Origin of the sequence: Thalassospira tepidiphila MCCC 1A03514 (genome assembly GCF_001662875.1) — a bacterium.
In the GTDB taxonomy this organism is placed as follows: Bacteria; Pseudomonadota; Alphaproteobacteria; order Rhodospirillales; family Thalassospiraceae; genus Thalassospira; species Thalassospira tepidiphila.
In genome coordinates this window covers 47,575-73,574 of record NZ_JPVZ01000007.1, presented here as the reverse complement: position 1 = coordinate 73,574, position 26,000 = coordinate 47,575, and the positions used below count along the sequence as shown (strand labels likewise).

19 protein-coding genes are annotated in these 26,000 nt (G+C 54.5%); 14 read left to right on the top strand and 5 right to left on the bottom strand.

From position 1 onward, the window contains the following. The first annotated feature begins 73 nt into the window (after window positions 1–73). A complete protein-coding gene (locus TH4_RS15065) occupies window positions 74–1,396 on the top strand; it encodes an O-antigen ligase family protein (protein ID WP_064781763.1) in 1,323 nt (440 codons plus the stop codon). 261 nt (window positions 1,397–1,657) lie between these two features. On the opposite strand, the gene TH4_RS15060 is transcribed toward TH4_RS15065, so the two are convergent. Continuing rightward, a complete protein-coding gene (locus TH4_RS15060; RefSeq protein ID WP_064781762.1) occupies window positions 1,658–3,778 on the bottom strand; it encodes a GumC family protein in 2,121 nt (706 codons plus the stop codon). Beyond that, window positions 3,775–5,238 carry a WecB/TagA/CpsF family glycosyltransferase gene (locus TH4_RS15055; RefSeq protein WP_064781761.1) on the bottom strand — a complete coding sequence of 488 codons (1,464 nt, stop codon included), beginning with the start codon at window positions 5,236–5,238 and terminating at the stop codon, window positions 3,775–3,777. The genes TH4_RS15060 and TH4_RS15055 overlap by 4 nt, the downstream gene beginning before the upstream one ends. Before the next feature lie 164 nt (window positions 5,239–5,402). Here TH4_RS15055 and TH4_RS15050 point away from each other — a divergent pair, with 164 nt between their 5' ends. From TH4_RS15050 to TH4_RS15015, 8 genes are all read left to right on the top strand, one after another. Further along, complete coding sequence (locus TH4_RS15050) at window positions 5,403–6,539, top strand: glycosyltransferase (RefSeq protein WP_083997127.1); 1,137 nt, start codon at window positions 5,403–5,405, stop codon at window positions 6,537–6,539. Next, window positions 6,536–7,744, top strand: a complete 1,209-nt coding sequence (locus TH4_RS15045) for a glycosyltransferase family 4 protein (protein WP_064781759.1) — start codon at window positions 6,536–6,538, stop codon at window positions 7,742–7,744. The genes TH4_RS15050 and TH4_RS15045 overlap by 4 nt, the downstream gene beginning before the upstream one ends. Window positions 7,745–7,829: 85 nt before the next feature. Then, entirely contained in the window at window positions 7,830–8,882 is a 1,053-nt protein-coding gene (locus TH4_RS15040; RefSeq protein WP_157097764.1) for a hypothetical protein, read from the top strand. After that, window positions 8,879–9,622, top strand: coding sequence for a hypothetical protein (locus TH4_RS15035; RefSeq protein WP_064781757.1), 744 nt, complete (start codon window positions 8,879–8,881; stop codon window positions 9,620–9,622). Before TH4_RS15040 ends, TH4_RS15035 begins: the two co-directional genes overlap by 4 nt. Next, window positions 9,607–11,124, top strand: a complete 1,518-nt coding sequence (locus TH4_RS15030) for a hypothetical protein (RefSeq protein ID WP_064781756.1) — start codon at window positions 9,607–9,609, stop codon at window positions 11,122–11,124. Before TH4_RS15035 ends, TH4_RS15030 begins: the two co-directional genes overlap by 16 nt. Continuing rightward, the gene (locus TH4_RS15025) at window positions 11,114–11,869 is read left to right on the top strand and encodes a glycosyltransferase family 2 protein (protein WP_064781755.1); all 756 of its coding nucleotides are present in this window, start codon (window positions 11,114–11,116) and stop codon (window positions 11,867–11,869) included. Before TH4_RS15030 ends, TH4_RS15025 begins: the two co-directional genes overlap by 11 nt. Then, a complete protein-coding gene (locus tag TH4_RS15020; protein ID WP_064781754.1) occupies window positions 11,866–12,966 on the top strand; it encodes a glycosyltransferase family 4 protein in 1,101 nt (366 codons plus the stop codon). The genes TH4_RS15025 and TH4_RS15020 overlap by 4 nt, the downstream gene beginning before the upstream one ends. A 62-nt stretch (window positions 12,967–13,028) precedes the next feature. Then, a complete protein-coding gene (locus TH4_RS15015; RefSeq protein ID WP_064781874.1) occupies window positions 13,029–13,397 on the top strand; it encodes an MmcQ/YjbR family DNA-binding protein in 369 nt (122 codons plus the stop codon). Window positions 13,398–13,407: 10 nt separating this feature from the next. On the opposite strand, the gene TH4_RS15010 is transcribed toward TH4_RS15015, so the two are convergent. Continuing rightward, a complete protein-coding gene (locus TH4_RS15010) occupies window positions 13,408–14,697 on the bottom strand; it encodes a nucleotide sugar dehydrogenase (RefSeq protein WP_064781753.1) in 1,290 nt (429 codons plus the stop codon). A gap of 195 nt (window positions 14,698–14,892) precedes the next feature. On the opposite strand from TH4_RS15010, the gene TH4_RS15005 reads away from it, so the two are divergent. Further along, window positions 14,893–15,672, top strand: coding sequence for a substrate-binding periplasmic protein (locus tag TH4_RS15005; RefSeq protein WP_167351224.1), 780 nt, complete (start codon window positions 14,893–14,895; stop codon window positions 15,670–15,672). Between the two features lie 72 nt (window positions 15,673–15,744). Here the strand turns inward: TH4_RS15005 and leuS are convergent, their stop codons facing one another. Further along, entirely contained in the window at window positions 15,745–18,747 is a 3,003-nt protein-coding gene (leuS, locus tag TH4_RS15000) for a leucine--tRNA ligase (RefSeq protein ID WP_064781751.1), read from the bottom strand. Between the two features lie 424 nt (window positions 18,748–19,171). Between leuS and TH4_RS14995 the strand changes: the two genes are divergently transcribed. From TH4_RS14995 to TH4_RS14985, 3 genes are all read left to right on the top strand, one after another. Continuing rightward, window positions 19,172–19,846 (top strand): DUF5610 domain-containing protein, encoded by a 675-nt coding sequence (locus TH4_RS14995; protein ID WP_064781750.1) that lies wholly within the window; start codon window positions 19,172–19,174, stop codon window positions 19,844–19,846. 243 nt (window positions 19,847–20,089) lie between these two features. Further along, on the top strand, window positions 20,090–21,196 hold the full coding sequence (locus TH4_RS14990) for a DUF262 domain-containing protein (RefSeq protein ID WP_064781749.1): 1,107 nt from the start codon (window positions 20,090–20,092) through the stop codon (window positions 21,194–21,196). A gap of 12 nt (window positions 21,197–21,208) precedes the next feature. Next, a complete protein-coding gene (locus TH4_RS14985; RefSeq protein WP_064781748.1) occupies window positions 21,209–21,853 on the top strand; it encodes an MAE_28990/MAE_18760 family HEPN-like nuclease in 645 nt (214 codons plus the stop codon). 945 nt (window positions 21,854–22,798) lie between these two features. On the opposite strand, the gene TH4_RS14980 is transcribed toward TH4_RS14985, so the two are convergent. After that, a complete protein-coding gene (locus TH4_RS14980) occupies window positions 22,799–24,244 on the bottom strand; it encodes a hypothetical protein (RefSeq protein ID WP_064781747.1) in 1,446 nt (481 codons plus the stop codon). 303 nt (window positions 24,245–24,547) lie between these two features. On the opposite strand from TH4_RS14980, the gene TH4_RS14975 reads away from it, so the two are divergent. After that, window positions 24,548–25,885 (top strand): flagellin N-terminal helical domain-containing protein, encoded by a 1,338-nt coding sequence (locus TH4_RS14975; RefSeq protein ID WP_064781746.1) that lies wholly within the window; start codon window positions 24,548–24,550, stop codon window positions 25,883–25,885. Window positions 25,886–26,000 lie beyond the last annotated feature (115 nt).

Here is a 26,000-nt window from a genome sequence, read left to right as displayed (position 1 = left end):
CAAGCAGCGCGACAGGGTGCGAAAATTCGGCTAGGCTGAAGCTCTTGATTTCAAAGCAGATTGGCTGACCTTGATGCTCTGGCTGGCGCAAACCTGTCTGATGGCGCAGATCATTCTGGCCCCGCTGTTGCTCGGCGGATTGCGGCCATGGGCGCTTGCCATTCTGGCGATCCTGACCGGTATTGGCGTGCTTGCGATTTGCCTGCGCCCCGGTCCCGTGCAAATCGGCAAGTACCTGCTTTATCTTTGGATAGGTATCGCTGCGCTGATTGGTTGGGCGATCCTGCAAAGCCTGCCGATCTGGCCAGTTCAAGCTTATCCGTTCAATGCGCCGCACATTGCACTCGCCCCGTATGGTTGGCTGAATATCGCGGCCTATCTGATCTGGCTGGGCGGTGCTGCGAGCCTGACCGCGCTTTTGGCGCGCCTCAACAACCATCTGAACATCACCATCGCCCGCACCATTGTCATCACATGCGCCGTTCAAGTGGTGCTGGCCGCTGGTACCGATTTGATGGGATGGCAGACCACATTCTGGTTTGCCAAACAAGCCCATCTTGGCGACTGGACCGGCAGCTTCGCCAATCGCACGTCGTTCGGAATTCTGATGGGGTTGGGTATTCTGGCCAGCCTGTTTTTGTATGATCAAAGCAGGGCGCTGAATACGGCCAAGCGCCTTGATCAGGCCGGTGGTTGGCTGGCGATTGCTGTACTTTTTGCAGCGGCCCTTCTCGAAAGCCACTCGCGTCTGGCCTTTATAATGGCGCTGGTTGGCGGGGCACTGTTTATCATTCTGACCCCGCGCGAAAACGCCAACCACTTCAAGCGGCTGATTGTGATCGCCCTTGGCATCATCGCGACCATTGCCGTCACAGCCTTCGCATCGCTGGAACTTTTCGACCGCTTCAAAGACCTTGCCCGCAACGACCTGATCCAGCGAGATGATTTGTGGATCACCGCCCTGCATGCGATTGCAGAACGACCATTTACCGGATGGGGGGCGGACAGTATTGGACTGGTCATTGCTCATTTCACCACCCCGGACCTGAACGCAAATGCCCATTGGTTTAGCAGCCATAACCTTTGGCTTGATGGCGCAATCGTTTTTGGGGTTCCGATTATGCTGATCCTGGCCACGGCACTGATCATCGCGATCAAAACGGTTCTTGCCACCTGCCAGCAACCCGACACGCGTGCGCTTTTGATTGCCCTTTTTTTTATGGCAATGATTGGCAGCATGGGCGACTGGGTCATGCTCATGCCTGCCCTTATTCTGCCAGTTGTGATGCTGGTGATGTCAAGCTTTGAAGCCGCATTTGCAGCCCATCACGCAATGCCTGCACGCGGGGATCACGCGGGGCAATCACCTGCGCCTGATCGAAAAGCTTTGCGCTAAGCGCCAAATCATCCTTGACCACTATTCCCGCCTTCAGCCCCAGCAAAACCGGATCAAATGGCCGTTCGATCAGCCGATATTTGAGTAGCTCGTCAAGTTCCGTACTATCGACCACCATCGCATCACGCTCTGCACCAAAGCCGTCTCCGTTGGCAAAGGCGGCACGTTTATTTTCAAGCTGCGATAGCGCCCTGCCTTCCGAAACCAGGACCATGCCGCCAGAGCCAAGCAACAGCAGGGCAATCACAATCAGGGCTGCCTTCATGACGTCGGCCCCTCGGTCGCCATGGCCGCCTGTGGCTTGCCATAGGCGGCACGCGGCTTGGCACCGTTCAAAACAATACCCTCTGGCACAATATTGGCCGCGCGCAGTTGCGACAGGGCCTGGGTGATATCGCGGCGCTTGCTGTGGCCGCAGCGCAGCACAAACAGCCGGACATCAGCCAGTCCCAGCGCAATCACACCATCCGCAACCGACAGGATCGGCGGGGTATCAACAATCACATGATCAAACCGGGTGCGCAGGCGCTTTATCAAATCAGGCAATTGACCATCTATCATGCCTGTTGCGATATTCCCAGGTACTGGCATACGCGCACCAAGATATCGATACCCCTCGCCGTTTTCTGCGCCGGCGAGGGCGGCATCCAGATCCACAATCCCTGACATCACATCAGTCAGATCAGCAGTCATTTCACCATCATGCCGCGCCCGGTTTGGCGGTGCCGGGTCATGCAAATCGGCATCAATAACCATCACCGATGCCCCCAGGCCGGCCAGCTTTTGGGCCAGCGCATGAACGACGTGACTTTTGCCATCGCCCGAGAGTGCTGAGCCGAGCGCAATCACCTGTCCGTCCTTATCGGATTTGCTTTCTGCATCTCCGCCCTGCACCATGATCCGCATCAAAACTGCCAGATGGCCTGCGGCCTCGTCATGGGCAGCGGCGCTGGCGACCTTGTTCGCCCAGGACCGTTCCGGGATACGGGCAAATAACGGAATGCCCAACGCCGCCTGAGGATCAAAGTCGTCATCAATGCTCTGATCGAAATAGTGACGCAGCAATGCGGCAACCACGGCGGCAAACAACGCCATCATGATCGCCAACATGGCAAGATCGCGCTTGGCGGGAAATTCGGTTGCTGCGGGCAAAGTAGGCGCATGCAGGATCGCCGCATCCCCCTGAAACGCTGCCATTTCACGGCGCAAAGCTTGTACCTGCTGGCCCAGCTCCTGAACATTGGCGCGCGCCATGGCGACAGATCGCACCAGGGCAGCCTGCCCCTGAACGCTTGTATTGCGGAGAGCCATCCGATCCTGCCAACGATCCCGTTGGGCCGTGATCAGACGCAGCTTTTCTTCCGCCCCGGCAAGGGTAATATCCATTTGACCGGCGATGTTGCTGGCGACAGCAGCCAGTTGGTTATGAAGATCATCCAGTTCTTGCTGCTTGCCCTGCATGGTCGGATGCTTGGGACCGTAACGCTGATCAAGCCTGACAAATTCCTGTTTTGTCGTCTCGAACTGGGCCGAGATTTGGCGCACCATCGGATGGCTAGCCACATCGTCAATCGCCAGCAAATCATCAAGGTTTGCCGCCTCATTGCGGCTTTGGCGCGCAAGCCTGAGGCTGACAACCTCCTGCCCCAGTTTTTCAGCCTGCTCATCGAGTGCATAGATGCGATCCAGCATCCGCGCATTCTCATCCGGGTCCAGAATACCGGCGCTGTTTTGCAAGCTGGCCAGATCTCCTTCCAGACCATCCAATTCAGTTTGCGCAGATTGAAATTGCGCCTCCGCCTCGGCAAGTTGTCTTCGAATGGCGGCTTTTTGCCGGTCTTCGCGCTGCCAAAGATAACTTTCAATAACGGCCATCAACGCCTTTTGCGCTGTTTCCGGCTGGCTTGCGACAAAGGCCACTTCAATGACCGCCGCATTGCCAACCCGGGTGGTTTCCAAAGCATTGCGAAGATGAGAGATCCCGTCTGTTTCGAGATCACTGGATACCGGCATATCCGTCAGCGAAACACCCTCTCCGCGCATAACCGAAAGTGCGGTGGAAAGTGTTTTCTGCCCTTTGATTTCCGCAATTGCCGTTTCGATTTCCTGGGCGGTTACAATGCGCCGGTCGGTGTTGAATGCCGCTGGCATCTGGCGTTCCGCGATTTCCACATTTGCAGAAAGCCCGATTTCGGTGACGGATCGATAATCCCCCTGCCAATTGGCGATCCCGCTCAGAAGCGCGATCAGGACCACAACAAAGGTCAGTGCGACAACCCCGCGCCGTTGCCAAAGAATGCTCAACAAATCGCGCAAGGACGGATCAAACCGTTCTTGCGTGACGCCGGTAATCGCGACGGGATGGTTGGGATGCTCTGTCATCTCGGGCTTGCATCCTCAAGTTCTGGAATTCCGATTGGTTCCTGATAATCCTCAACTCCCCAATAGCTATCGACGACGGGGTTTCGCGGGCCACCAACAAAAAGAAGCGAATAACGCAGCGCCCGTTCGGTTTCAGGTGGCCGCACGGAACCGACAACACGCGGTGCGACTTCGGGCTCGATGCTTGCGGTAAATGATTGTTGTTCGCCTGCGAATATCAGTGCTTGATTGGCATTGCGTTCAAACAGGCGCTCTGCCAAATCCGAAGAATTACCCCGGACGATTTCCGAAAGGCGCCCCGGGTCGGGATGAAGATCAAGCAGACGCAGGACCACCCCACCCAGCACGGTCTCCAGCAAAAAACGGCTACTGCCGCCGCCCAGAACCACATCAAACAGACCAAGCAATACTTTAAGGCTGTCCTCTGCCACCTGCCAATCGATGTCAGATTGTTGGTTGGTGCCATCCTCTGACAGCACAGCTCCGATAAGTGCATCAATCAATTTGGCGACGTCTTCGGTGGCTTCGACCTTTGCGATTTCGGCCTCTATCCAGCTGATCGCCGCCTGCCGGTTTTCCAGATCAAACGTCGCTGTGGTTGTTGGCTGCGCCTGTAAATCGGCGGCCGTTGTCAGCATCATAAAGATGAGCGAAATGGTTGCCACTTTTTGTAGGGCACACCAAAAGCGCCGGAGTTGAAAACGCACAATCCGTGGCGCGACAAGGCGGGCAAATGCCCAAAGCCCAGGCCCATAGCGCGGGATCATGTAGCGTGGCTGACAGAAGATACGCCAAAGGAACTCCAACCCGCACCGCTGCCAGATAACCGGGGCCCGCCGGACATTCCCGGCCAGAACATCAAACGCCCCGCCAACACCCATGGCAAAACGGCATCCGGTCTTGGCCGCGTACTGGTCAACGAACAGCTCCTTGCGCGGCGATGGCAAGGCGACAAAAACGGCATCTGGTGTGGCCTGTGCAACACAATCAGCCAGCTTTTCATCATCGGGCTCATAACCGTGATGGGTACCCGCGATGATCAGTCCGGGAAAACGTGCAGGCAATGTCCCCTGCAACTGATCCAACACATCCTGACGCGCCCCCAACAGGAAAACCCGCGTGCCATCCTGTGCGAACTGCGCCAGAAGATCGGTCATCAGATCAATGCCAGTGACGCGCTCGGCAACCTTGATCCCCAACAGGCGGGCTGCCCACACAATCCCCATGCCATCAGCCGACAGGCAATCTGCACGCGAAAGTGCTGCAAACAAACGGTCATCGCGCAGGGCTGCGGGCAGTTTGGTCGCATTCAGGCAATGATGACGAAAACAGGCTCGGTTGGCAGTCGCTGTACCTTTGCGAAGTCCCAAGGCGATATCGGCACAGACGAGACGATGTCGTCTCGTATCCAGCGGCAACCCGAAGAAGGCAGCTTTGTGCCCTTTGAGTTCGTCACGCATGCGCCACCCCTGTCACCCCGGCCCGACACTTAAAAACGGCAGAAACACAAAGTTCCTGCTGTTGGCGTCCGTCTTTCGCAGCCGTCGACGATCTAAGTCACGGCTAATTGGTTGAATTGAATGGTAACTTATGATTGAGTTGCAGGCAATATTAGCATCTCAAGGTGATCGCCGCGGTGAGGGTGACTTTGCTGACCAACCTTGTGCCACCCTACCGATCTGATGCCTATAACGCGCTTCATCATCGCGCGGCGGCCGCAGGCGGAGGTTTGCGTGTACTATGTACCCAACATCGCGAACCACAACGCAACTGGTCGTCCCCCTCGCCTGCGTTTGATCATATGACCTTGCCGGGTGTGCGAATTCCCCTTGGTGAAAACCGAACCCTATCACTTCCGTTTGGCGTCACACGGGCTGTTTGCCGTGAACCAAGTGATGCGTTGATCATAAACGGTTTTGGCATCGCGCAATGGCAGGCTCAGAACTGGGCGCTGAAACATCGCATTCCGACCGTTCTGCAATTCGATGGCTGGGCAGGCTCCGATGCCGCCTATGACAATCCGCTTCGGCGCAGATTACGCCGGGTCATGATTTCCCGTGCCGATGGCTTCGTCGCCGCCAGTTCGCGCGGTGCGGCGTGGTTCGAAAGCCATGGCGCATCGCCAGATCACATATGGATTGCGCCCATCCCTGCGTCATTTCCCTTACCCGATATTTCCGCCAACCAAACCTTGGCGGAACGACAATATGACATCGTCTGGTGCGGTCGCACGACGATTTCAAAGGGCTTTGATCTCTTCATGCGGATCGCAGCGGGACTGTCACAAGCAGGCATTGCAAAACGCATCGCCATCGTTGGCAGTACCAACATTAAAAACACCACAAGGCTTACGCAATCTTCCGGCCTTGGTGATCAAGTGGATATATTCGGACAACTTCCCCCCAATCAACTGCCGCCCATTCTGACCAACAGCAAGATCGCCCTTTTTCCAAGCCTAAATGATGCCTATGGCGTTGGCGTAGTTGACGCAATTGCCTGTGGTGCAGTGGCGCTTGCAAGTCCACTCACCGGCTGCGCCCCGGATATTTTGCGCGATCCCGAAATCCTGCCGATCGATAATCCTCAAGGTTGGATCGCGACCTGCAAACACCTTCTTGATGCTCCGCAACTTCTGGAGGACACGCGCCTGCATCAAGCAAGGGCAATTGCCAATAATAACCCCGCCCATCACAGCGACACCATGTGGCAGGCAGTTCATCAGGCGGTTAATCATAACCCGGACGTGCGGCGGTGGGGATGATCACACCGCATCGCAATCGCAGTCTGAAATCCGAACCTTCGGTCTGGATGATCAGCCGTGTCGATCAGGCCAGAATTCTTGCCAAGCACCTCGCCGATCAGGAACGGCTGGTACGTTGGGACAGTTTTTGGCGCCATGACGGTACGGGTCTTATCCGCCCGCCATCACGCCATGTCGGCACTGCGCTTTGCAAAATCCCGGGCCGTCACCTTCTGCCTGATCTGCTTGGCAAAGCGGCCCAAAAGCTTCGGTTACCGGCGCGCAATCTTTATTCTGATATTCCCCTGTCGCTGCTGGCCGCCTTTCAAATGCCAAACGCCGACATCCTGCATGGGCAGGGCAATTACAGCCTGCCTGCGATGCGCCGGGCAAAGGCACGCAACATGATCACGATCTCCGATGTTACCGGCCAACTGGCCGAAACCCGCCATGTTCAGCTTGTCGGCGAATATGCATCCCACGGTCGCACCCACCGCGAAATATCGACCTTCCTTGCCGGTCGGCGCACGACCGAAGCCCGATTTGCCGATGCGGTATTTGCGCCCTCGGATACGGTCGCGGACGGTCTGCAAAGAACCGGTATTGCGCCTGACAAGATATATCTGGTCCCCTTCACATCACCACATTGTCAGGCGCTATTGGGTCGAAAACGCTTCGCGCGCGACGATACAGTCATTCGGCTTCTTTATGTCGGCAACCTGTCGCTTGCCAAGGGCACCGCCCACCTTCTGGCGGCTTGGACAACAATTCGCCGCCAGTTCCGCTTAAGGGTCGAGCTTACCCTGATCGGGGCGGCACAACCCTGTGCCAAGGGCCTGCTTTCAAATCTGCCCGACGGGGTGAAGTGGTTTGGCACCCTGCCGCACGATCAGGTTGCTAATCACATGTTATCTTCCGACGTCTTTGTCTTTCCCAGCCTGACAGAGGGCAGTAGCCTTGCCACCATGGAGGCCATGGCAGCCGGTTGTGCTGTCATCACCACATTCGATGCCGGAAGTCCGGTCATCAATCATCAAAGCGGCCTGATCATCCCACCCAGGGATCGGGATGCGCTTGTAACAGCCGCAGCGGCACTGATCACACAGCCTGAGATGCGTCGAATCATCGCCCGAAAGGCCCGCGATCAAATCGCCAGCGATCTTCACGACGCCTATGGCACGCGGGTCGATCATGCATATGAAACCATTCTGTCGCGCCATGGCTAGATGGTCCGCCCTCCCAAAATCAGCGGGTATTCGCCTATATCCTATGTGGATGATCGGCGCCAATATGATCGCGCGGTTGGGCGGTATGGCAATCCTTGTTCTGATTGGTCATGCCTATTCAGAGGCCGATCTTGGCACCTATTTCCAATTGCTCGCGATGGTCGGTCTTGCCGTCACGGCAACGCAGGCTGGCAGCGGTCCGCTTCTGGTACGACTGGCACAAAATGCGGCCTTTGGACAGGCCATACATGTTGTCGGAACAAGGTTCGTAATTGCGGGGTTCACCTCGATCCTGATTGTCACGACAACCAGCGTCCCGTTTGCGCAATATTGGCCACTAACCCTGGTACCGTTTGCCGCCGCCCTTTCGCCTGACTGGATGATTGTGGCCAAAACCCGGTTTTCACGGCTTGGCATGATTGCGGTTATTGGTCAGGCATGCGGGATAATGGTGTCGGTTTGGGCGTGGCTTAGCCCTTCAGATTTGGCGCTTTACCTCATTGCACCTGCGATTTCTCTGACAAGCCTTGCGCTCGCAACAGTATTTGCATTTGAACAATCCTCCACCAAAGCCCCACTGGCCAGTACGGGCAGCGCATTCGGTCTCGTCGGCTTTACCCTGCTCGCCGGGTTCCTGCCAAACCTTGACTTTGTCCTGTTGGGCGCAGACAACGATCCACTATTTCTGGCACAGCGGATTTTCCTGTTTTGCGCTGGCCTGATTGCGGCCATTGCCTCAACCCTGTTTGCCAAAAACGAGGTGGGCCAAATACGTGACATCTGGCTTTTGGCACCAATGGTATTGATCGCAGGCCTGCTGTTGTTCCTGCCAGACAAATTGGCCGATCTATTTTATGGCAGCCCGTCAGATGATCTGATCACGATCCTTCAGGTCGGTGCAGGCTGGCCGGTATTGATGGCGTTCATCGCCCGACAGATCCTGATCTTGCAGGAAATATCAGCGGCAAAATGGCTGGGTTGGGGATGCCTTGCACTGATGATCATCTCGGCATCGGCCATGCTGCCCCGCGACCTCGCACTCGACATCATGATGCTGATCGAAGTCCGCTTGGCCTGTCTGGTTCTGATCCTGCTGGCCTGCCAAAAAGTCGCAACAAGACGGCAGGTCATGGCATGACGAAACCGACCGTCACCATCACCAACAATAAGCTGATCAAAGGCCAGTATGGTGACATCATCTTTGGTCCGTGGGGTCTGGAATGCTCGGACCAGCATTCATTTGTGACACTCACCGACCAACCGCGAAACGCCAAACAGATCAGCGATGTCTGGCACCTTTCTGGTGGTCGAATACATATCGCGTACGAAACCCGCAAGCGCACCCCAAACACAATCGGACTTAAGCTACGCATTCGGGCACTGGACAATATCCTGCTGCAAGATGCCGTCATCCGGCTGGTATTTGACAAAACTGCCATTCAACATGGTTGTATCGCCGGGAAGACAGTTCACCACACCAACAGCGACAAATACCGTCTTCATCCAACCAACAAGGTCACACTGATCGGGAAGGATGGCGCAACCATATCCGTGACACTGGATCACGCCGATGGGGCGGGCCGGTTTGACCCATACATGTATCTCCGCGATCGCGACGATCACTGGATCATTCATGCACGCCTGCTGCCAAGTGATCCGGTTGATCAGGTCTGGCTGCGCTGGGCAAACCGATTTTTCACGCTATCGGCACCGGGTTGGCTTTCAGCTTTGCTCTGGCGTATGCCGGTTTTGAAAAAGCTGCTGTGGCGCTTGCGCGAACGCATGGGCCGTCACTGCCCGGAAATTCAGGCCGTACCCCTGAACTGCCTCTGCGCAGGCCAGTCCTTGTCGATGGAGGTGACATGTCACTTTCAGTAACCCATGACGCGCTTCGCTTACGCTGCCTCAATCTGGCCAAGCGGATTGCAGACGATCTTGCAACACGTCAACTGACGACTGGGCATTTTGAACAGCCGGACTTTTACGCCAAGGCCTTCGCCGTAAATCTCTGGACGCAGACTGATCCTGTTAAATTTGGCCCCAATATCGACCGCGCCCTTGATGCCCTCCGATCAGAGCCGCGCGATAAAACCTGGCACCGCGAGTTCATCGAATATGCGTTGCTGGATACGCCAGGCCTGTCATCGGATACCATCACCGACATCCTTCGGGGTGCGAAACCGCAACGTCCCGATGTCGCCAACTGGCAAATACTTGGCCTGATCAATCGGCAGAAACGAAAAGCAGGACTAACCGCAAAGCTCCTCAACCACGCCCATTTCGGGTTCATCTTGCTTCGCTATTGGCGTGCACCGGTTTTCATGGATCGACCAGACTGCTTCTCCGCACAATACCACGCCTTTTGCACAGCACTTCTGTCTGACAGTCCCAATAAACGGCATCAACGCATTGCCAACCGGGCCACCGAAATGCTGGGACAACTTGCTGGCACCCATGGATTTGTCAATCTGCTCGGACGTGGTGCTGGGCAAAGTTTTGGCGCGACCTGCGGGCTTTATGTGTTGCTTAAAACCGGCTACCCCAACGAAGCTGATGCAATCCTTCATCGGCTCGAAGACGCTTTTTTCAGGGCAGGACACCTGCCGCTCAACCTGCTGGCACCTGCCCCGTTGCCCGAGAATCCCGGCCCCGAAAATCCACAAACACCGTGCTGGTACAGCTATAACCGCCATGATGATTACCTCGCCTTTGCAGGTTATTGGCTTCTGAAGGCTTCACAACTGCCTGCACCAAAGATCCGCTCACACGCATCGGAAAACACCTCGAACAAGATAGTCACGCAGTTTTCATCCTCGTACTATCAAGCGCAAATGACACTACGTGGCCGACAGAATTTTGATGTCTCCGGCGCCCCCGTCATTGTTTCGGGCCACGGAAAATCTGCCCGCATCTTCCTTCCTCCAACTGGCGGAGAACAGGATGCGCCCAGCCTTTATGATCAAGCCTCAAACCCGCTTCCCGCCATTGGCGAGACAGAATTTGCCCGCTTTCTTCAAACCCGCCAGATATCTGACAACAAGATTGATGTAAGCTTCGAGCTTGCCGGTATTGTTGGTCATCGAATAATCGAATTTCAAAACGCCCGCGTCATCATCTCTGATCAGATTCCCGACTGCGCAGCTAACGAACTCGAACTCTTCCGAATTCTGATTGATGGCAACATCGGCCTGACTCAGATCGCAGAAGACACCATCATCTGTCCAGAACTCGGAATAAAGCTGACGGCAAATGCCTCGCTACACATGATCCCACAAGCAACATTCAGCGCTGCTGGTCAGGCAACAAGGATCAGTGCGAAGACAGGGCAAGGAAATTGCGCCACTCTGACCATCTCATGGGGAGGTTCTGATGCGTGGTGATCCAATCACCATCATCACGACCGTGCGCGATGGCGACGCCTATCGGGATCGCTATTTCGGCAATCTGCGACAGATACTCGGTCCCCATGATCATGCGGTTATTGTCGATGACGGTTCAACCGCGCCCCTTGCAACGCCATCAGACTGGCACAACGAACAGAGACTGATCATCCTTTATCCCGGCAGGATTGGACGCGGCGCTGCACTTAATCTCGCGATTGAAAACAGCCCGACCGATCTGATTGCCATTCAGGATATTGATGATCTTTCTCTGCCTGATCGGCTGGGTCGACAAGTTGACGTGCTTTGCTATGACCACAATCAACTTGTCTTCGCGCGCGCCATGTCCGATCCGTGGCGACCGACTTTGGCGGCCTTACAACATTTTTCACCCGCACGGCTTTATTTCAGCAATCCACTGCACCATTCGTCACTTGCCATGCATCGCTCTGTTTGGGCTCGTGCGGGTGGTTATGCGACGGATTTGCCCTGTTGCATTGATCTGGATTTCTATCTGCGCGCCTGCTGCGTTGCCAAGGCCCGTATCAGTCGACTTAACAGGCGCCTGATCGAACGTACCCTTGATCCGGGCACTCGCCATTTCGCAAGGATACCGAACGCGCTCTATAAGAAAACGCGTGCGTCCGTTCTTGCGCGTTACCGCCCTGACCTGCCTTGGTCAATCTGGCTGGCGGCTGCCAAACTCCGCGAGTTGCAATTGTTTTCGGCAAGGGACGTTCGATGATCAACCGCCCGAAAATCATTGCCATGGTTCAGTTGCCACCGCCCATGCACGGGGCGGCCCAAATGAACCAGTTTGCCATTACGGCTTTGGCGAAAGAATTCGATTTGCATGTCATTGAAATGCGCTTTGCCCGGACATTATCGGAGGTAAATCAATTTTCGCTGCGCAAGATCGGGTTGGCGGTTTGCTTGTTGCTGCGTCTGATCCGGGCATTTCCGCGCACCAAGGCGCTATATATCTGCTTTGCGCCAAATGGTTTCGCCTATTACCGCGATTGCCTGTATGTGCTTTTGGCCAAGCTTTTTCATGTGCCTTCAATCCTGCACCTGCATGGTCGCGGTCTTCCCGAAATGCGAAGATCCAAGTGGTCTGACTTGCTTCAGAAGACGGTTTTTAAAGGGCAAACCGTCATCCTGCTCGGCGAGAGCTTGCGCGCTGAAATCGAAGGCCTTGATTGCAAGTCTGCCATCATCGCCAACTGCCTGGATGATAGTGCCTTCGTCGGTCCAGCCACCAAACAATGGGTGCCCCATGATCCGATCCGGCTTTTATGGTTGTCCAACCTGTTTCAGGCCAAAGGCATCGAAACCCTGCTTGCCGCCTGTGAGATCCTGCGCGCGCAAGGTATCGCTTGCCATTTGGCAATTGCCGGGGCCGAAGGCGACATCAGCAAAGTCGAACTCGCCACATTAATTGAAAAATATCACATGCATACGGCAGCGACATATCTGGGACCAGTTTCCGACCCTGAACGGCAGGATGCCTTTGACAACTCCGACCTCTTCATCTTTCCCAGCCACTACCCCAACGAAGCCCAACCGCTTGTTGTACTCGAAGCCATGGCGGCCAATGTGCCGGTAATCACAAGTAACATCGCAACCCTGCCCGAGTTTGTCCGGGACGGCGAAACCGGGCGACTGTGCCCGCCAAAAGCCCCGGAACAATTGGCAAAATCGATCATCTCAGCAATCAATTCTCCCGACATAACAACTGCTATGCGCGATGCTGCCTATCAGATGTGCCGACAGAACTTCCGTCAAGACAGGTTTGCCGAAAAACTGCGCCAACGGGTTCACAGCATTATCGAAAATCACTGACGTTCGGCGGGTGATTGCGTACCATCAACACCAACGGCAAACGCATGAACAGGATGGCCAGAATGGATCGGGACGAATTCAACGCCTTTTGCAAATCCCTGCCGCAGACAACCCACGTTGTTCAGTGGGGTGGCGCGGATGTCTGGAAGGTCGGCGGCAAGGTGTTCGCCATTGGCGGCTGGGCCACAAAAGAGACATTGGGTGTCACATTCAAGACATCCGAAATCGGCTATGAAGTCTTGAAAGATATGCCCGGCCTGCGTCCTGCGCCCTATCTGGCATCGCGTGGCATGAAATGGATCCAGCATTATGATACGCCGGGCTTGAGCGACGATGACCTGATGGACCATTTAAAAAGCTCGCACCGCATCGTCGCCAAGGGTTTGACGAAAAAACTGCAACGCGAGCTTGATCTGTATCAGGACAAATAGGACCGGAAGCCTAGAGACGCCAAAGGTCGATGCCGGTCGGCACCGCATCGCGCGGCAAAACCGCACGTACATCAGCCACGAAGCCCTTGCCATCTTTAAGCAAGCTGCTGACGAGCGGCCAGCCCTTGGCAACATATTCCTTGTGCGACACGGCCAGAACCACCGCATCGGCGGGTTCCAAGCAATTATCCGAGCAAAGCTTCAAGCCATCAAATTCGTGTGCCACTTCGTCCTCATCCGCATGCACGTCATGGACCTGCACAGTGACACCGGCCTCTTCGAGCGACCGAACGATATCAATCACACGCGTATTACGAATATCAGGAACGTCTTCCTTAAAGGTCAGACCAAGTACCGTGACAGTCGGGTTCTTGGTTGCCCCTTCACGCAGTAATGCCCGGATGACCTTGTTGGCCACCACATCGCCCATGCCGTCATTGACCCGGCGACCGGCCAGAACCACCTGCGGGTAATAGCCTAGCTCTTCGGACTTATGGGTCAGGTAATAGGGGTCAACACCGATGCAATGACCACCGACAAGACCCGGGGTGAACTTCAGGAAATTCCATTTGGTGCCTGCAGCTTCAAGCACGTCACGGGTATCAATGCCTGCGCGGTCAAAGATCAGTGAAAGCTCGTTCATCAGTGCGATGTTCAAATCACGCTGGGTGTTTTCAATCACTTTCGCCGCCTCGGCCGCCTTGATGGTCGGGGCCTTGTGAATACCAGCGGTCACCACACTGCCATAAACAGCGGCGACGATATCAAGCGTTGCCTGATCCTGACCCGAAACAACCTTGGTAATGGTAGTAAAGCGATGTTCGCGATCACCCGGGTTAATACGTTCCGGAGAATAGCCGACCGTGAAGTCTGTGCCCGATTTCAGACCCGAAAGTTCTTCGAGGATCGGCACACATTCCTCTTCGGTCGCCCCCGGATAAACCGTGCTTTCGTAAACAACAATGTCGCCCTTTTTAAGGATAGCGCCAACGGTTTTCGAAGCAGAGCGCAGCGGCGACAGGTCCGGACGGTTGGAACTGTCGATCGGTGTCGGCACGGTTACGATATGGAAATCGGCCTCGGCAAGATCCTTGGCCTCAGCCGTCAACAAAAGATCGGCTGCGGCAAGTTCATGGTCATCGACTTCGCCGGTTGCGTCATGTCCCGCTTTAAGCTGGGCAATGCGCGCCTGATTGATATCAAAGGCGACGGTGCGACCACACGATGTGCCAAATGCAACCGCCACTGGCAATCCGACATAGCCCAACCCGATAACTGAAATCTTGCGCCCGTGGCTCATTGGTAAAACCTTGCAAATAATCTGGTCGCCGATTTGTAGCCAGCCGACCATGCCCCGTCAATTGCTAAGCGCTTTGCGGCAATAGAGAGCGCCCTTGTGCCGTCTCCCGGAACGTGATCTAGTTTCTTCTCATGCTCTGCAACATGCGACCTTATTTTGATGCGCTTTGTCTTCCTCGCCTTTGGCTGCCTTCTAATGTTCACCGGACACGTATTGGCCGCGCCATCATCGTCACCGATCCGGGTGGTTTTTCCCTATATTCCGCTGATGGCGGAAAGCAAGGATCACGGTGTTTTCATCGATATGTATGCGGAAATAGCAAGGCGGTCGGACACTGACGTCGTCATTGATATTCTGCCGGTACGGCGCGCGGTGCAGGACTTCATAAGCGGTAAATATGATGCGCTAGGCGCATATCCGTCGCTTTCTGAAATTCCGGTCTCGCTGGCCTCTGTCCCGTTTTATCGCCGCGAAAACCTGATCTTTTACAGCACTGATCAATTTGGTCATGGCAATGTCACCAAGCTCGAAGACCTTGATGGCACGCGCGTTGGGCTGGCCGCTTATCATTACCCTGACTACATTCTCGATCGTCAGGAACTCAACCTTGAGCGCGTGCCCGACGATGCGTTTTTATTGCGCATGATTGCCAGCAACCGCCTTGATGCCGCCATCATCGAACGTTTTTCGGGCAACCATGTCCGAAAGCTGCTTGGCCTTGAAGACACCATCTCTGTCTCCGAGGATCCGGTCACCAGCGAAAATGTCCTGATCCTGTTCAAGGCCGATCTTGCCGGGATTGAGAACCGCAAGGCCTTTAACAAGGCGATCTATGAAATGCTGTGCGACGGGAGCCTGGCAAAACTGTTTGGCCGCGCAAGCCTGCTGCCAGATCAAAAGATCATTGAGCGCGAATTGCCGGCCTCCGCAATCATCAGCGATTGCGACCCCAAGGCCATCTTTGCAGACCGCTAACCCGCGACGAAAAAAGGGCACGCTGCCAAAGCAACATGCCCTTCTCGTAAAATCCATCCTCGCAGTCTGGGCTTAGCCCTTCACCACGATATTGACCAGTTTCGGCGTCGGCTTGGCGACGTAGATCACCTTAACGATCTCCTTGCCGTCCAGATGGCGGGCAACGTTTTCGTCGGCCTTGGCAAGCGCTTCGACCGTTGCCTGATCGGCATCGGCTGCCACCATGACAGAGCCACGCTTCTTGCCATTGACCTGAACCGGCACTTCGAACTCGTCATCCTTGGCCTTTTCAGCATCGAACTCGGGCCAGTCGAACTTGATCACCGATTTCTTGGCACCGAATTCATCGGCTGCCATCCGGCTCATCAGTTCCTCGCCCAGATGCGGGGCAAACGGGGCGACCATCAATGCCAAGGCCTTGGCATGATCGTCATGCACCGCATTCTGCTTGGTCAGCGCGTTGGTGAGCTCGATCAGTGCCGCAATCGCGGTATTGAGGCGCAGATCGGCAATATCGCCGGTCACCTTGGCAATCGTCTTGTGCAGAAGCGTTTCGATCTTGCCATCGACGCTATCTGTCCGCTCCATCTGGGTCGTGACTTTCCAGACGTTGGACAGGAAGCGCATCATGCCGACAATCGCATCCGACTGCCACGGTTTGGAGCTATCAAGCGGCCCCATATACATCTCATACGTTCTGAACGTATCGATGGTGTACTGATCGCAGATTTCCTCAGGCGGGATACCGTTTTTGTAACGCTTGCCCATCTTGCCCGGAACGGTAATCAGCTGCTCGTCGGTTTTGGCGTTGAACGGTACCTTCTTGCCATCGACATCGCGCATTTCAACATCATGGATGTCGACATAAACGCCGCGCGCATCGGTATAGGCATCGGCCGTAATCATGCCCTGGTTAAACAGCTTCTGGAACGGCTCGGGCGTTGCGACATAGCCAAGATCAAACAGAACCTTGTGCCAGAAACGCGAATACAGAAGATGCAGCACCGCATGTTCCGCGCCGCCAACATAAAGGTCAACCGCACCCGGAAGGGCATTGCCATCCTTGTCCGTGCTGTTTGCCCAATAGGCCGCCGCATCATCTGATGCAAATTTCGCATCATTCTTGGCATCGAAATAGCGCAGGTAATACCAGCACGATCCCGCCCAGTTCGGCATGGAGTTGGCATCGCGTTTGAACGCGCGCACTTCATATTCCGCGCCCTCATGGGTGTGTTTGGTGCCAACTTCTGCATCCACCGGCAGAACCGAACCATCAGAAAGGACGATGCCGGTAACTTCCATCCAGTCCTTGGCGCGCGCAAGCGGCGGTTCCGGCTCGGAATTCGGGTCTTCGTTTGATTTCGGTTTGAAATCGGTCATTTCCGGCAGGACGACCGGAAGCGCCGCCTCGGCAATGCCGTGAACCTGATCGGTTTCCTGATCGAACAGAACCGGGAACGGCTCCCCCCAATAACGCTGACGCGAAAACAGCCAGTCGCGCAGCTTGTACTGCACGCGACCACGGCCAATGCCCTTGGCTTCCATCCATTCGATGATCTTGGCCTTGGCATCCGGGGTCGAAAGACCGTTGATTGAAATCTCGTCATTGGCGGAATTGATCGTCTCGCCAACTTCGGTCTGGGCAAGTTTGAATGCGCCCGGCTCCGCCTCATACCGTGCAAGCAGAGTTGCCGCATCAGCATCCGCCGCATCTGCCGGTGCGTTGTCCTTCAACCAGCTCTCAGATGGCTTGGTGGTTGCCTTGATCGGCAGATCGAATTTATGGGCAAATTCAAAGTCGCGCTGATCGCCAGCCGGCACAGCCATGATCGCACCGGTGCCATAGCCCATCAGGACATAGTCGGCAATCCAGACCGGGATTTCTTCGCCGGTGACCGGGTTGGTCGCATGCGCGCCAATAAACACACCGGTCTTTTCACGCTCGGCATCATCCTTGGCCGAAACAGCCTTAAGCTCGGACGCCTGCGCACGATAGGCCGCAACATCGGCCTTTTTATCCGCTGCACACAGCTTATCAACCAGCGGATGCTCAGGGGCTAGAACCATATAGGTCGCACCAAAAATCGTATCCGGGCGGGTGGTATAGACCGCGATTTTTTCATCCGCACCATCGACAGTTTTGACCGGGAAGTTCACCCGCGCACCAACAGAACGGCCAATCCAGCCCTTCTGCATCTCGACCACGCCGTTTGGCCAATCAAGTCCTTCAAGGTCGGCCACCAGACGATCGGCATAGTCGGTAATGCGCAACATCCACTGTTTCAGCGGACGTTTATACACCGGGTAATCCCCACGTTCGGACTTGCCTTCGTTGGTGACTTCCTCGTTCGACAGAACCGTACCCAGCATCGGGCACCAGTTGACCGGCACTTCATCAACATAGGCCAGACGCCCGCGATCAATCGCACGATCAATCTCTTTGCCCTCGGCTTTGGTGCCTTCGCCAATCACCGATTTCGGCTGCGGCACGCCATCTTCGTCAAGCAGCCATTCGCCGCTCTCAAGCAACGGGCGCAGTTCGGCAATCGGGCGCGCGCGGCCATTGATCACCTGCCCCTGCGGGCCTTTCCATTCGACGGTCGGATCATAGAAGCTGTTGAAAAGCTGCAGGAAGATCCACTGCGTCCATTTATAATAATCGACATCGGTCGTGGCGAAACGGCGATGCGGGTCATGACCAAGGCCAATGACCTGCAGCTGACGCAGCATGTTTTCGATATTGGCTTCGGTCGTGATGCGCGGATGCTGGCCGGTCTGGATGGCGAACTGTTCTGCCGGCAGGCCAAAGGCATCAAAGCCCATGGAATGCAGAACGTTTTTGCCACGCATGCGCTCAAAGCGCGCCTTGACGTCGGTCGCGATATAGCCCAGCGGATGGCCGATATGCAGGCCAACCCCGCTTGGATAGGGGAACATGTCCAGGATGACGCTTTTCTTTTTGCTTGCGTCGAAATCGGCATCGCCGGGATTTGGCGTGCGATAGGTATCATTTTCCCGCCAGTAATCCTGCCAGCGCTTTTCAAATTCCCGCGCACTTTCCTGATAGTTCGCCACGCTCAATCAACTCCTGCCTGTCCAACTCCGACCCTGACGTCCGGCGCCGCCCAAATGGCGCGCCTCCCCCGGATCGGGTTCCAAAATATTCTTAAGCTGTGTTCATAAGCGCGCTTTGATCGACGTGCAACATCAGATAACGAGATTTCTGGCGAAAACCCGACGATTTTGCCAAACATTCGCCACCTGCCACCAACCACCCGCGCCAACCGGGCGGAATGCATACGCCCGTGCCCCACCATCAACCCGAACTTGCACATCAGCCCTGATACAACAACACTGGATTTTCCCGGCCATCCATGCCATATTAAAAGGTGAAATTTGCCAAGTCTTTGTTCGCGCGCGAAACTGTCGCGCGAGCTTGCTTGGAAAAGTGCTGATTGTCAGCACAGCTCTCAAAGCTCTCCGTCCAGGGAGGACGATTATGGATATCACCATTGGTGGTCTGTCATCCCAACAATCCGGCGCGTCTACGCGTTCGGCACAATCCTATTTGCCGGGCCAAGGCGATACTGAAAAAGCTGGCAACAATAATGGCACGTCCGCCTTTGCCGCTGCGACGTCTGTGTCGCTGTCTTCTGAATCGGCAAACCGGCTGTCGGCGGACAATATCGTTGCCGCAATCAATGAAAGCCTGCAATCGACCGGCCTGTCGATCCAGGGCGTTAATCCCGACGATTACACGCCCGAAGGTGTTGCTGACCGCATTCTCGCCCGCGTTGGCGATCTGATTGCATCGAATGCAAGTTCCGAGGCCGAAGCCCGCGAGATCTTCGATCAAGCCAGTGAAGGCATTCAAGCCGGTCTTGAAGATGCCCGCGCCATCCTCGACGGGTTGGGCGCGCTGAATGACGAAATCAACGGCAATATCAACGAGACCGAAGAACGCCTCAATGAAGGCCTGCAAAGCATCGAGCAGCGCCTGACCGAGCTGTTTAACAGCAGCGCGTCAGAAGAAGCCGCCGAAGCCGCAACGCCGGAACGCGATGAACAGGTCCTGCAATCGCAGGTCACCCAGACCGCACAGGCCAGCCAAGCCTACGCCGAAGCTGGCAGCAATGCCCAGCGCAACGCGCCGCGCTACGGCACGAACGGCTAACGCCCCAAACATCTCGTTCGCACAGATTAAAACCGGCTCCCTTGGGGCCGGTTTTTTGTTTTCCGCACCTGCGACTGCCTTCAGCAGACAAAAAGGTTCTAGTTTCTTCGCTCTGCGCCTATTTCGGCATTAGAAAAAAATGAAATATCACTATGTCTCTCATTGAGTCGTTGAAAACATCCCAATTTTCGACTTAAAATTGAAGCAACAAATTACCTTACCCCATCCCGAGGAAGTGCCACTTTGCCCTTAGAAGAAGAAGTAAAAGCCGCGCGAACTGAAATCGTGTCCGATGGCTACGAGATGTCAATTGGCGAGATAATCAACCTTTACAAGGATCAGGAACTCATAATCGACCCTGCGTTCCAGAGGTTGTTTCGCTGGGATGACACAAGGAAAACTCGCTTCATAGAGACTTTATTACTTGGAATCCCTGTTCCACCAATCTTTGTTTTCCAAGATGAAAACGGTGTGTGGGAGTTGATTGACGGCCTCCAACGTTTGTCAACTGTATTCCAGTTTGCTGGCGTACTCCGAAAGAATGACGGTGAAGCGATCCCACCTCTTCATTTGAACGCAACCAACTTCCTACCAAGCTTAAATGGCAAAACTTGGGATGCATCTAATGAAGACCCTGAGAGCGGAATTGGCCAAGCACTTCAACTTGAAATAAAGAGGGCAAGAGTTCGAGTTGAAATTTTAAAAAAGGAAAGCGATGCTCAGGCGAAGTTTGAACTCTTCCAACGCTTGAATACCGGTGGCGCCCCTCTGTCGGAACAGGAAATCCGAAATTGCGTAGCTGTTATGGTTAACCGAGAGTTTTACGACTGGTTGATCCAACGCTCGGATAACAACGACTTCAAAGTCACGACCGCTCAAACTGAAACTGCGATAGCCAATCAGGCCGGTGTTGAATTGGCCCTGCGCTTCATTGCATTTAGACACTCGCCATACGACGGAAAACTCGATGTCCACGAATACTTAGATAACGCAATTTTCCAGATTGCTTCTGATAAAGCATTCGACAGAGCGAGGGAGACCGAGGTCTTTGAGAAGACATTCGCACTCCTGAACAGCTCCTTAGGAACCAATTCCTTTAAGCGCTGGAACGGCAATGAGTTCAAAGGAAAGTTCTTAATGTCGGTATATGAGGTGATTGCGCACGGAACAGCATCAAACCTGGACGCTATATCGGCACTGCCAGAGCAAGAACAGCGAGAGTTTATAATCAACAAAGCGAAGAGCCTCTGGGATGAAAAGACGTTCGACAACAATAGTGGCGGTGGCGTACGTGGAACCACCAGACTCTCGAACTTGATTCCTTTCGGCGCTGAGTTCTTGAAACCCTGAGATCGCATTCGCATGGGCAAAAAAATCAGGAATTTATCTCAACTCCAAGACAAGCTAGACCAAGAGCTGTCTTGGAGAATTAAAGAGATATCATATGTCAAGTCTGCAATTAGGGGATCTAAGGAGCTACCTAAGCGAACCCTGTTGCGGGCTGGAGTAGCAATACTCTACTCCCATTGGGAAGGTTTCATTAAGAATGCGTCTGTTGATTATCTAAACTTCATAAACTGCACGGGAGAAACGTATTCAAATCTCAAAGACTGCTTTGTTTTTCTTGGCGCAAAGAAACATCTCAACACTCTCGCTGAAACCAAGAAAGCCGAAATGGGCGTGGCTTCACTAAACTTCTTGAGAGACAAATTGGATGAACCTGTAAATATTAACTATGAGCTGGCGATAGATACTCAATCCAATTTAAGCTCTTCTGTATTTGAAAACATTGCAAAAACTATCAACGTACAACTGACATTCTACCAACCATATTACAATCTAATTGATGAAAGCCTTTTATCGAAAAGAAACAAAATAGCACACGGAGAAACGCTAAACATTGAAGGGAAAGACTGGGAAAAACTTTCTGACGAAGTAATAAAACTAATGAGAAAATACAAAACAGACATTGAGAACAACGCAACACTTAAAGATTATATTATCTAGACAACATCAATATACCTAGATATACAGAACCAACGACTTTCGCGCAGGACAGATAATCATATTTCTGTAATAAATACATACAAAAATATTAATATCTGAGAAATTCACCACACAATCTCGAATACCTAAGTTACCACCGAACAACTTAGTACTGTGAACAGCCCGCTAGCCTGACCCCAGATTATCCGCCACCCGAAACCACTTTTTCCGGTGAACTGGATGCGGGCGAAGGCGTCTTCGGCCATAATGCCCGAAACAAAAGCCATGAAGGTGACAAAGAACGGGCAAATTCGATTTTGGCGGAGCCGTCCGGGCCACCCTAGCTAACCATAAGCATTGCGGCCTCGGCACAGGAGAAGATGATCATGTCAGTGACAATACCCTCGCAGGACATGACCCACAATTGCTGACGATTCGAGGATTTGGCTCAATTACACCCATCTGTGCACGGGGGATGGCGTGTCAGTTGTTTTTGCGTCTTCAGACTCAGCCATGTCGCGAACTGATTTCAACATAGACAAAATGCAAAAAGAGCGCTCGACCCAATTACGGGGAGCGCTCTTAATGGATGGGAAGGTCTACCGTTCCAGCTATCCAACTTGCCGAAATTGCACAATATACAGACAGTACAGTTTCGAAGGTTAGAGTTGCGGAATTTACCTCGCTGCGAGCCACGTAAACGTTGTTTCGTTTTTCAAATATCATGGAATACTCCTTTCGCTTTAGTAGCCAGAATTGGCCAAGTACAAGAGAAGCAACCACGACAAGCAAGATAGCAGGATTTGAACCTACGACCATCCCCGAAAGACATGCTAATATATACTCGTTAAGGTAGAAAAAATCAACCCTCAACGGAATCAACGTGTCATGTAACAATCCTAACACTCCACACCATCGCCCAACGCACTATCTGACAGTATCTAGCGCTCTCCACCCGCCCTAACCTCACCCGTGATCATCCGTCACCCGAAACAGCTTTTGCCCGGCCGCTTGAATGCGGGCAAAGGCGTCCTCCGCCATAAAGCCCGAAACAAAAGCCATGAAGGTCACGAGAAACGGGCTGATGTCGATTTGCCCTGATCCGTCGGGTCCGCCCTGGCTGACCATCAGCACCCCTGCCTCTGTGCACAGGAAGATGGCCATGGCGGCAGCGATCCCCTCCCCCGTCATGACGAGCAGCCTTGCGGCGGGTTTCAGGCTTTTGCCAAGCTGTGCCCATCCCTGAAGCCTCGGCAGTGTTTCAGCCTGCGGCGCTGGCACTGCCTCCGGCGCGTTTTCATCCATGGCATTTTGATCTGCGGCATTGTGATCCGTGGCATTTTCATCAGGCGGTGTTTTGGGCAGCATTTTGGGCGGGGGTGGCTGGCCGAAATTCTGCCTGGTAAAGGCAACCACCGCGCCCAATCCGCCTGCGGCGACTGTGACCAACAAGGTCAGCATGATGGTGGGCAACTGGATCAAATAGGAAAGCATATAGCCTACGGGGTGTTGAAACAGGGCGACCAGCGAAACCGTGTCCTGGCCAAACTCTTCGTCCTGACGCCGGATCTCTGCCTCGATCTCGGCCAGCTCATTTTGCAAGCTCGTTCTGAGCTTTGCGGCGTGCTGGTTTTCTGCGCGGATATTGGCCCATTCGATCTGGGCACGGGCGTTTTTCTCGTCAAACCGGATCATTGAACTTCGGATGGCATCAACTTGCTGGCCGGCGCGATCCATCAGTGTTTCCGGGGCTTTGTCGGTGAATTTCGGGTGATCAAGCAGGGCGTGAAGCCGGGTCATGATTTCAATCCCGTCGGCGCGACGTTTCCTGTCCGCATCGCTTTCCCCGAAGGGCACATCAAGCATTGGCGATCCGGCGCGGCCAAGGGTTGTACCGCCGCCGCCGACCATTCCGGTTGGCGCATCAAACAACCCGTCGGTCGGCATGGCGGTTTGCTGGCTTGTCACGAATTGATGCGCCGCATTGAGCGCACTCAAGAACGCGCCTGCGAATTCGGGGTCAAATGCATCGCGATTACTGGCAACGGTTGCGCCAAGCCGTGAATAGCTGCCAAACGCGTCCCACCATGCGGCAATCGCATCCTTGCGCAAGGCCAATCCATTGCGGGTTTCTTCGAGGGATCTGGTATCAATCGCGCGCATATCATCGCGCAAAGTACCGGCCTCTTCGCGCAACGCGGCTTCGTGAAAGGCTTGCAGGACCAATCGTTCCAACATGCCAGGCGATGACACGCCGAGTTCGCGCAGCAGGGAATCGCGCTGAATATCGGCGGTAAATCCGGCGAAAAGCGTAATCACAAACCCGAAATAAAGCACACAGGTCAATCCGGCCAATATGGATGACCCCGCCAGCCGCCAGATGTTCAGGCCTTCTTGTGTTTCTTGCTCCATCGGGCACCTTCATGCGTTTCGTCCCCTGTCGACGTGCAGCGAAAATGCCTGTGAGGGCGCGCGTTATCGCGGGTTTAAGTTAACAGCCGCAAAACAGCTGTTTTCCATCCGTATGAGACACCCCCTCTTTCGCGTAGGGTGGCATATTTCTTATATTTTTCAGATACTTAATATTAAGAAGATTCTAATATTAGATATTGCCATTTAAGTTTTATCTAATTAACATTGCCCTCAGCCGATCTCAGGAGGAGGTCGTCCACGCCGCCACCCTTTATCTTTGCTTGTTCAGGTAGGAACTGCGTTATGGCGTTAAATATCATATCCGACCACGCGGCCAATCTGGCGCACCGCAATCTGGCGCGTGCCGAGGAGGCCGCGAACAGATCGCTTGCCAAGCTGTCATCGGGGAAACGTGTGGTCTCTGCCCGCGACGATGCCGCGTCAATGGCCATCGGGTCGCGGCTGAACTCGACGGCCTCTGCTTTGACATCGGGGATTGTCAATATCGGTCAGGGCAATTCCATGCTGCAGATTGCCGATGGGGCCATGGCCACCATCGACGATGTGCTGGTGCGCCTGAACACACTGGCCGTTCAGGCCGCATCGGAAAACCTGTCGGACACGGAACGCGGGTTTCTCAATGACGAATTCGTCGCCCTGCGTACCGAGATCAATCGCATTGCGGCCGCAACCAATTTCAACGGCATCCAGTTGCTGGGTGATGGCAGTGATGTGTCCCTTGATTATTCGGATTTGCAGGCTGGTGGCTCTGCCGAGGTTCTTTCGGTTGCCAATGGCTTTTCAAATTTCACCATCACCGATGACAATTACTGGGCGCGTGATGCCAACGAAAACGGATCGGCGGACAATCAGCTTCGCTTTGATGTGCTCAAGACCGGGGATCGCATTTTGCTGAGTGCCATATCCGAAATCGATGGCACCAGCCCGCACCGGACCCAAAGCATCGATGTCACCGATTATGCGTCCGGTGGCAGCAAGGCGCTTAATGCCGGTCAGACACAGACACTCGATTTCGGGGATGTCGGTGTGAAAGTGAACCTGAACTTCAATATCGCGACCACCATCACCAACGCCCTGGCCCAAGGGTCCGATGGCGCCGGTGCCGATGGAACGACCACGACCCAGATTTTTGGCGCCAGCCCGGTCTTCTCGGTTCTTGAGGATCAGGGCAACAAACTGCCTGATAAGATCTATTTCCAGCTTGGCGGCGGCAATACCGGCGGTGCGCAGCTTTCGATCCCGACAACCGCGGTTGATGGTGCCGCCCTTGGCACCGGCAAAAACGGCACGGAGACAAGCCTTGATGAGCTGGGCAGCAATGCGATTGCCACATCCGCCAAGGCCCAAAGTGCGATCGAGGCCGTGGCGCGCGCGATTGATGACCTGCAACGCGCACGGGCAAATATCGGCACCAACCAGAACCGTCTGGATGCTGCCAGCGAAAGCCTTGCCTCGACGCTTGAAAACGTCAAGGAGGCGCGCTCAAGCCTGCTTGATCTCGACGTTGCGATGGAATTGACCAACTACGCATCGAAACAAATCCTGATCAAATCAAGTGTCGCGATGTTGGCCCGCGTCAGTGAAATGCGCCAGAACCTGATACGCTTGCTGGCAGGTTGAAGAGCCACCTCTCAGCGAGTGTAGGAAGCCCCGCGCCCCCGCGCGGGGCTTCTGACCCTCATTGCGCTGCAAAACATCCTTTAAACGGCATGGGGTTTAAGTCTATGGTCTTTGC

Bases quoted from the DNA above. Each gene is read 5' to 3' on its own strand.
- TH4_RS15065 (WP_064781763.1), top strand. From the start codon at position 74: ATGCTCTGGCTGGCGCAAACCTGTCTGATGGCGCAGATCATTCTGGCC.
- TH4_RS15060 (WP_064781762.1), bottom strand. From the start codon at position 3,778: ATGACAGAGCATCCCAACCATCCCGTCGCGATTACCGGCGTCACGCAA.
- TH4_RS15055 (WP_064781761.1), bottom strand. From the start codon at position 5,238: ATGCGTGACGAACTCAAAGGGCACAAAGCTGCCTTCTTCGGGTTGCCG.
- TH4_RS15045 (WP_064781759.1), top strand. From the start codon at position 6,536: ATGATCACACCGCATCGCAATCGCAGTCTGAAATCCGAACCTTCGGTC.
- TH4_RS15040 (WP_157097764.1), top strand. From the start codon at position 7,830: ATGGCAATCCTTGTTCTGATTGGTCATGCCTATTCAGAGGCCGATCTT.
- TH4_RS15035 (WP_064781757.1), top strand. From the start codon at position 8,879: ATGACGAAACCGACCGTCACCATCACCAACAATAAGCTGATCAAAGGC.
- TH4_RS15030 (WP_064781756.1), top strand. From the start codon at position 9,607: ATGTCACTTTCAGTAACCCATGACGCGCTTCGCTTACGCTGCCTCAAT.
- TH4_RS15025 (WP_064781755.1), top strand. From the start codon at position 11,114: ATGCGTGGTGATCCAATCACCATCATCACGACCGTGCGCGATGGCGAC.
- TH4_RS15020 (WP_064781754.1), top strand. From the start codon at position 11,866: ATGATCAACCGCCCGAAAATCATTGCCATGGTTCAGTTGCCACCGCCC.
- TH4_RS15015 (WP_064781874.1), top strand. From the start codon at position 13,029: ATGGATCGGGACGAATTCAACGCCTTTTGCAAATCCCTGCCGCAGACA.
- TH4_RS15010 (WP_064781753.1), bottom strand. From the start codon at position 14,697: ATGAGCCACGGGCGCAAGATTTCAGTTATCGGGTTGGGCTATGTCGGA.
- TH4_RS15005 (WP_167351224.1), top strand. From the start codon at position 14,893: ATGTTCACCGGACACGTATTGGCCGCGCCATCATCGTCACCGATCCGG.
- TH4_RS14995 (WP_064781750.1), top strand. From the start codon at position 19,172: ATGGATATCACCATTGGTGGTCTGTCATCCCAACAATCCGGCGCGTCT.
- TH4_RS14985 (WP_064781748.1), top strand. From the start codon at position 21,209: ATGGGCAAAAAAATCAGGAATTTATCTCAACTCCAAGACAAGCTAGAC.
- TH4_RS14980 (WP_064781747.1), bottom strand. From the start codon at position 24,244: ATGGAGCAAGAAACACAAGAAGGCCTGAACATCTGGCGGCTGGCGGGG.
- TH4_RS14975 (WP_064781746.1), top strand. From the start codon at position 24,548: ATGGCGTTAAATATCATATCCGACCACGCGGCCAATCTGGCGCACCGC.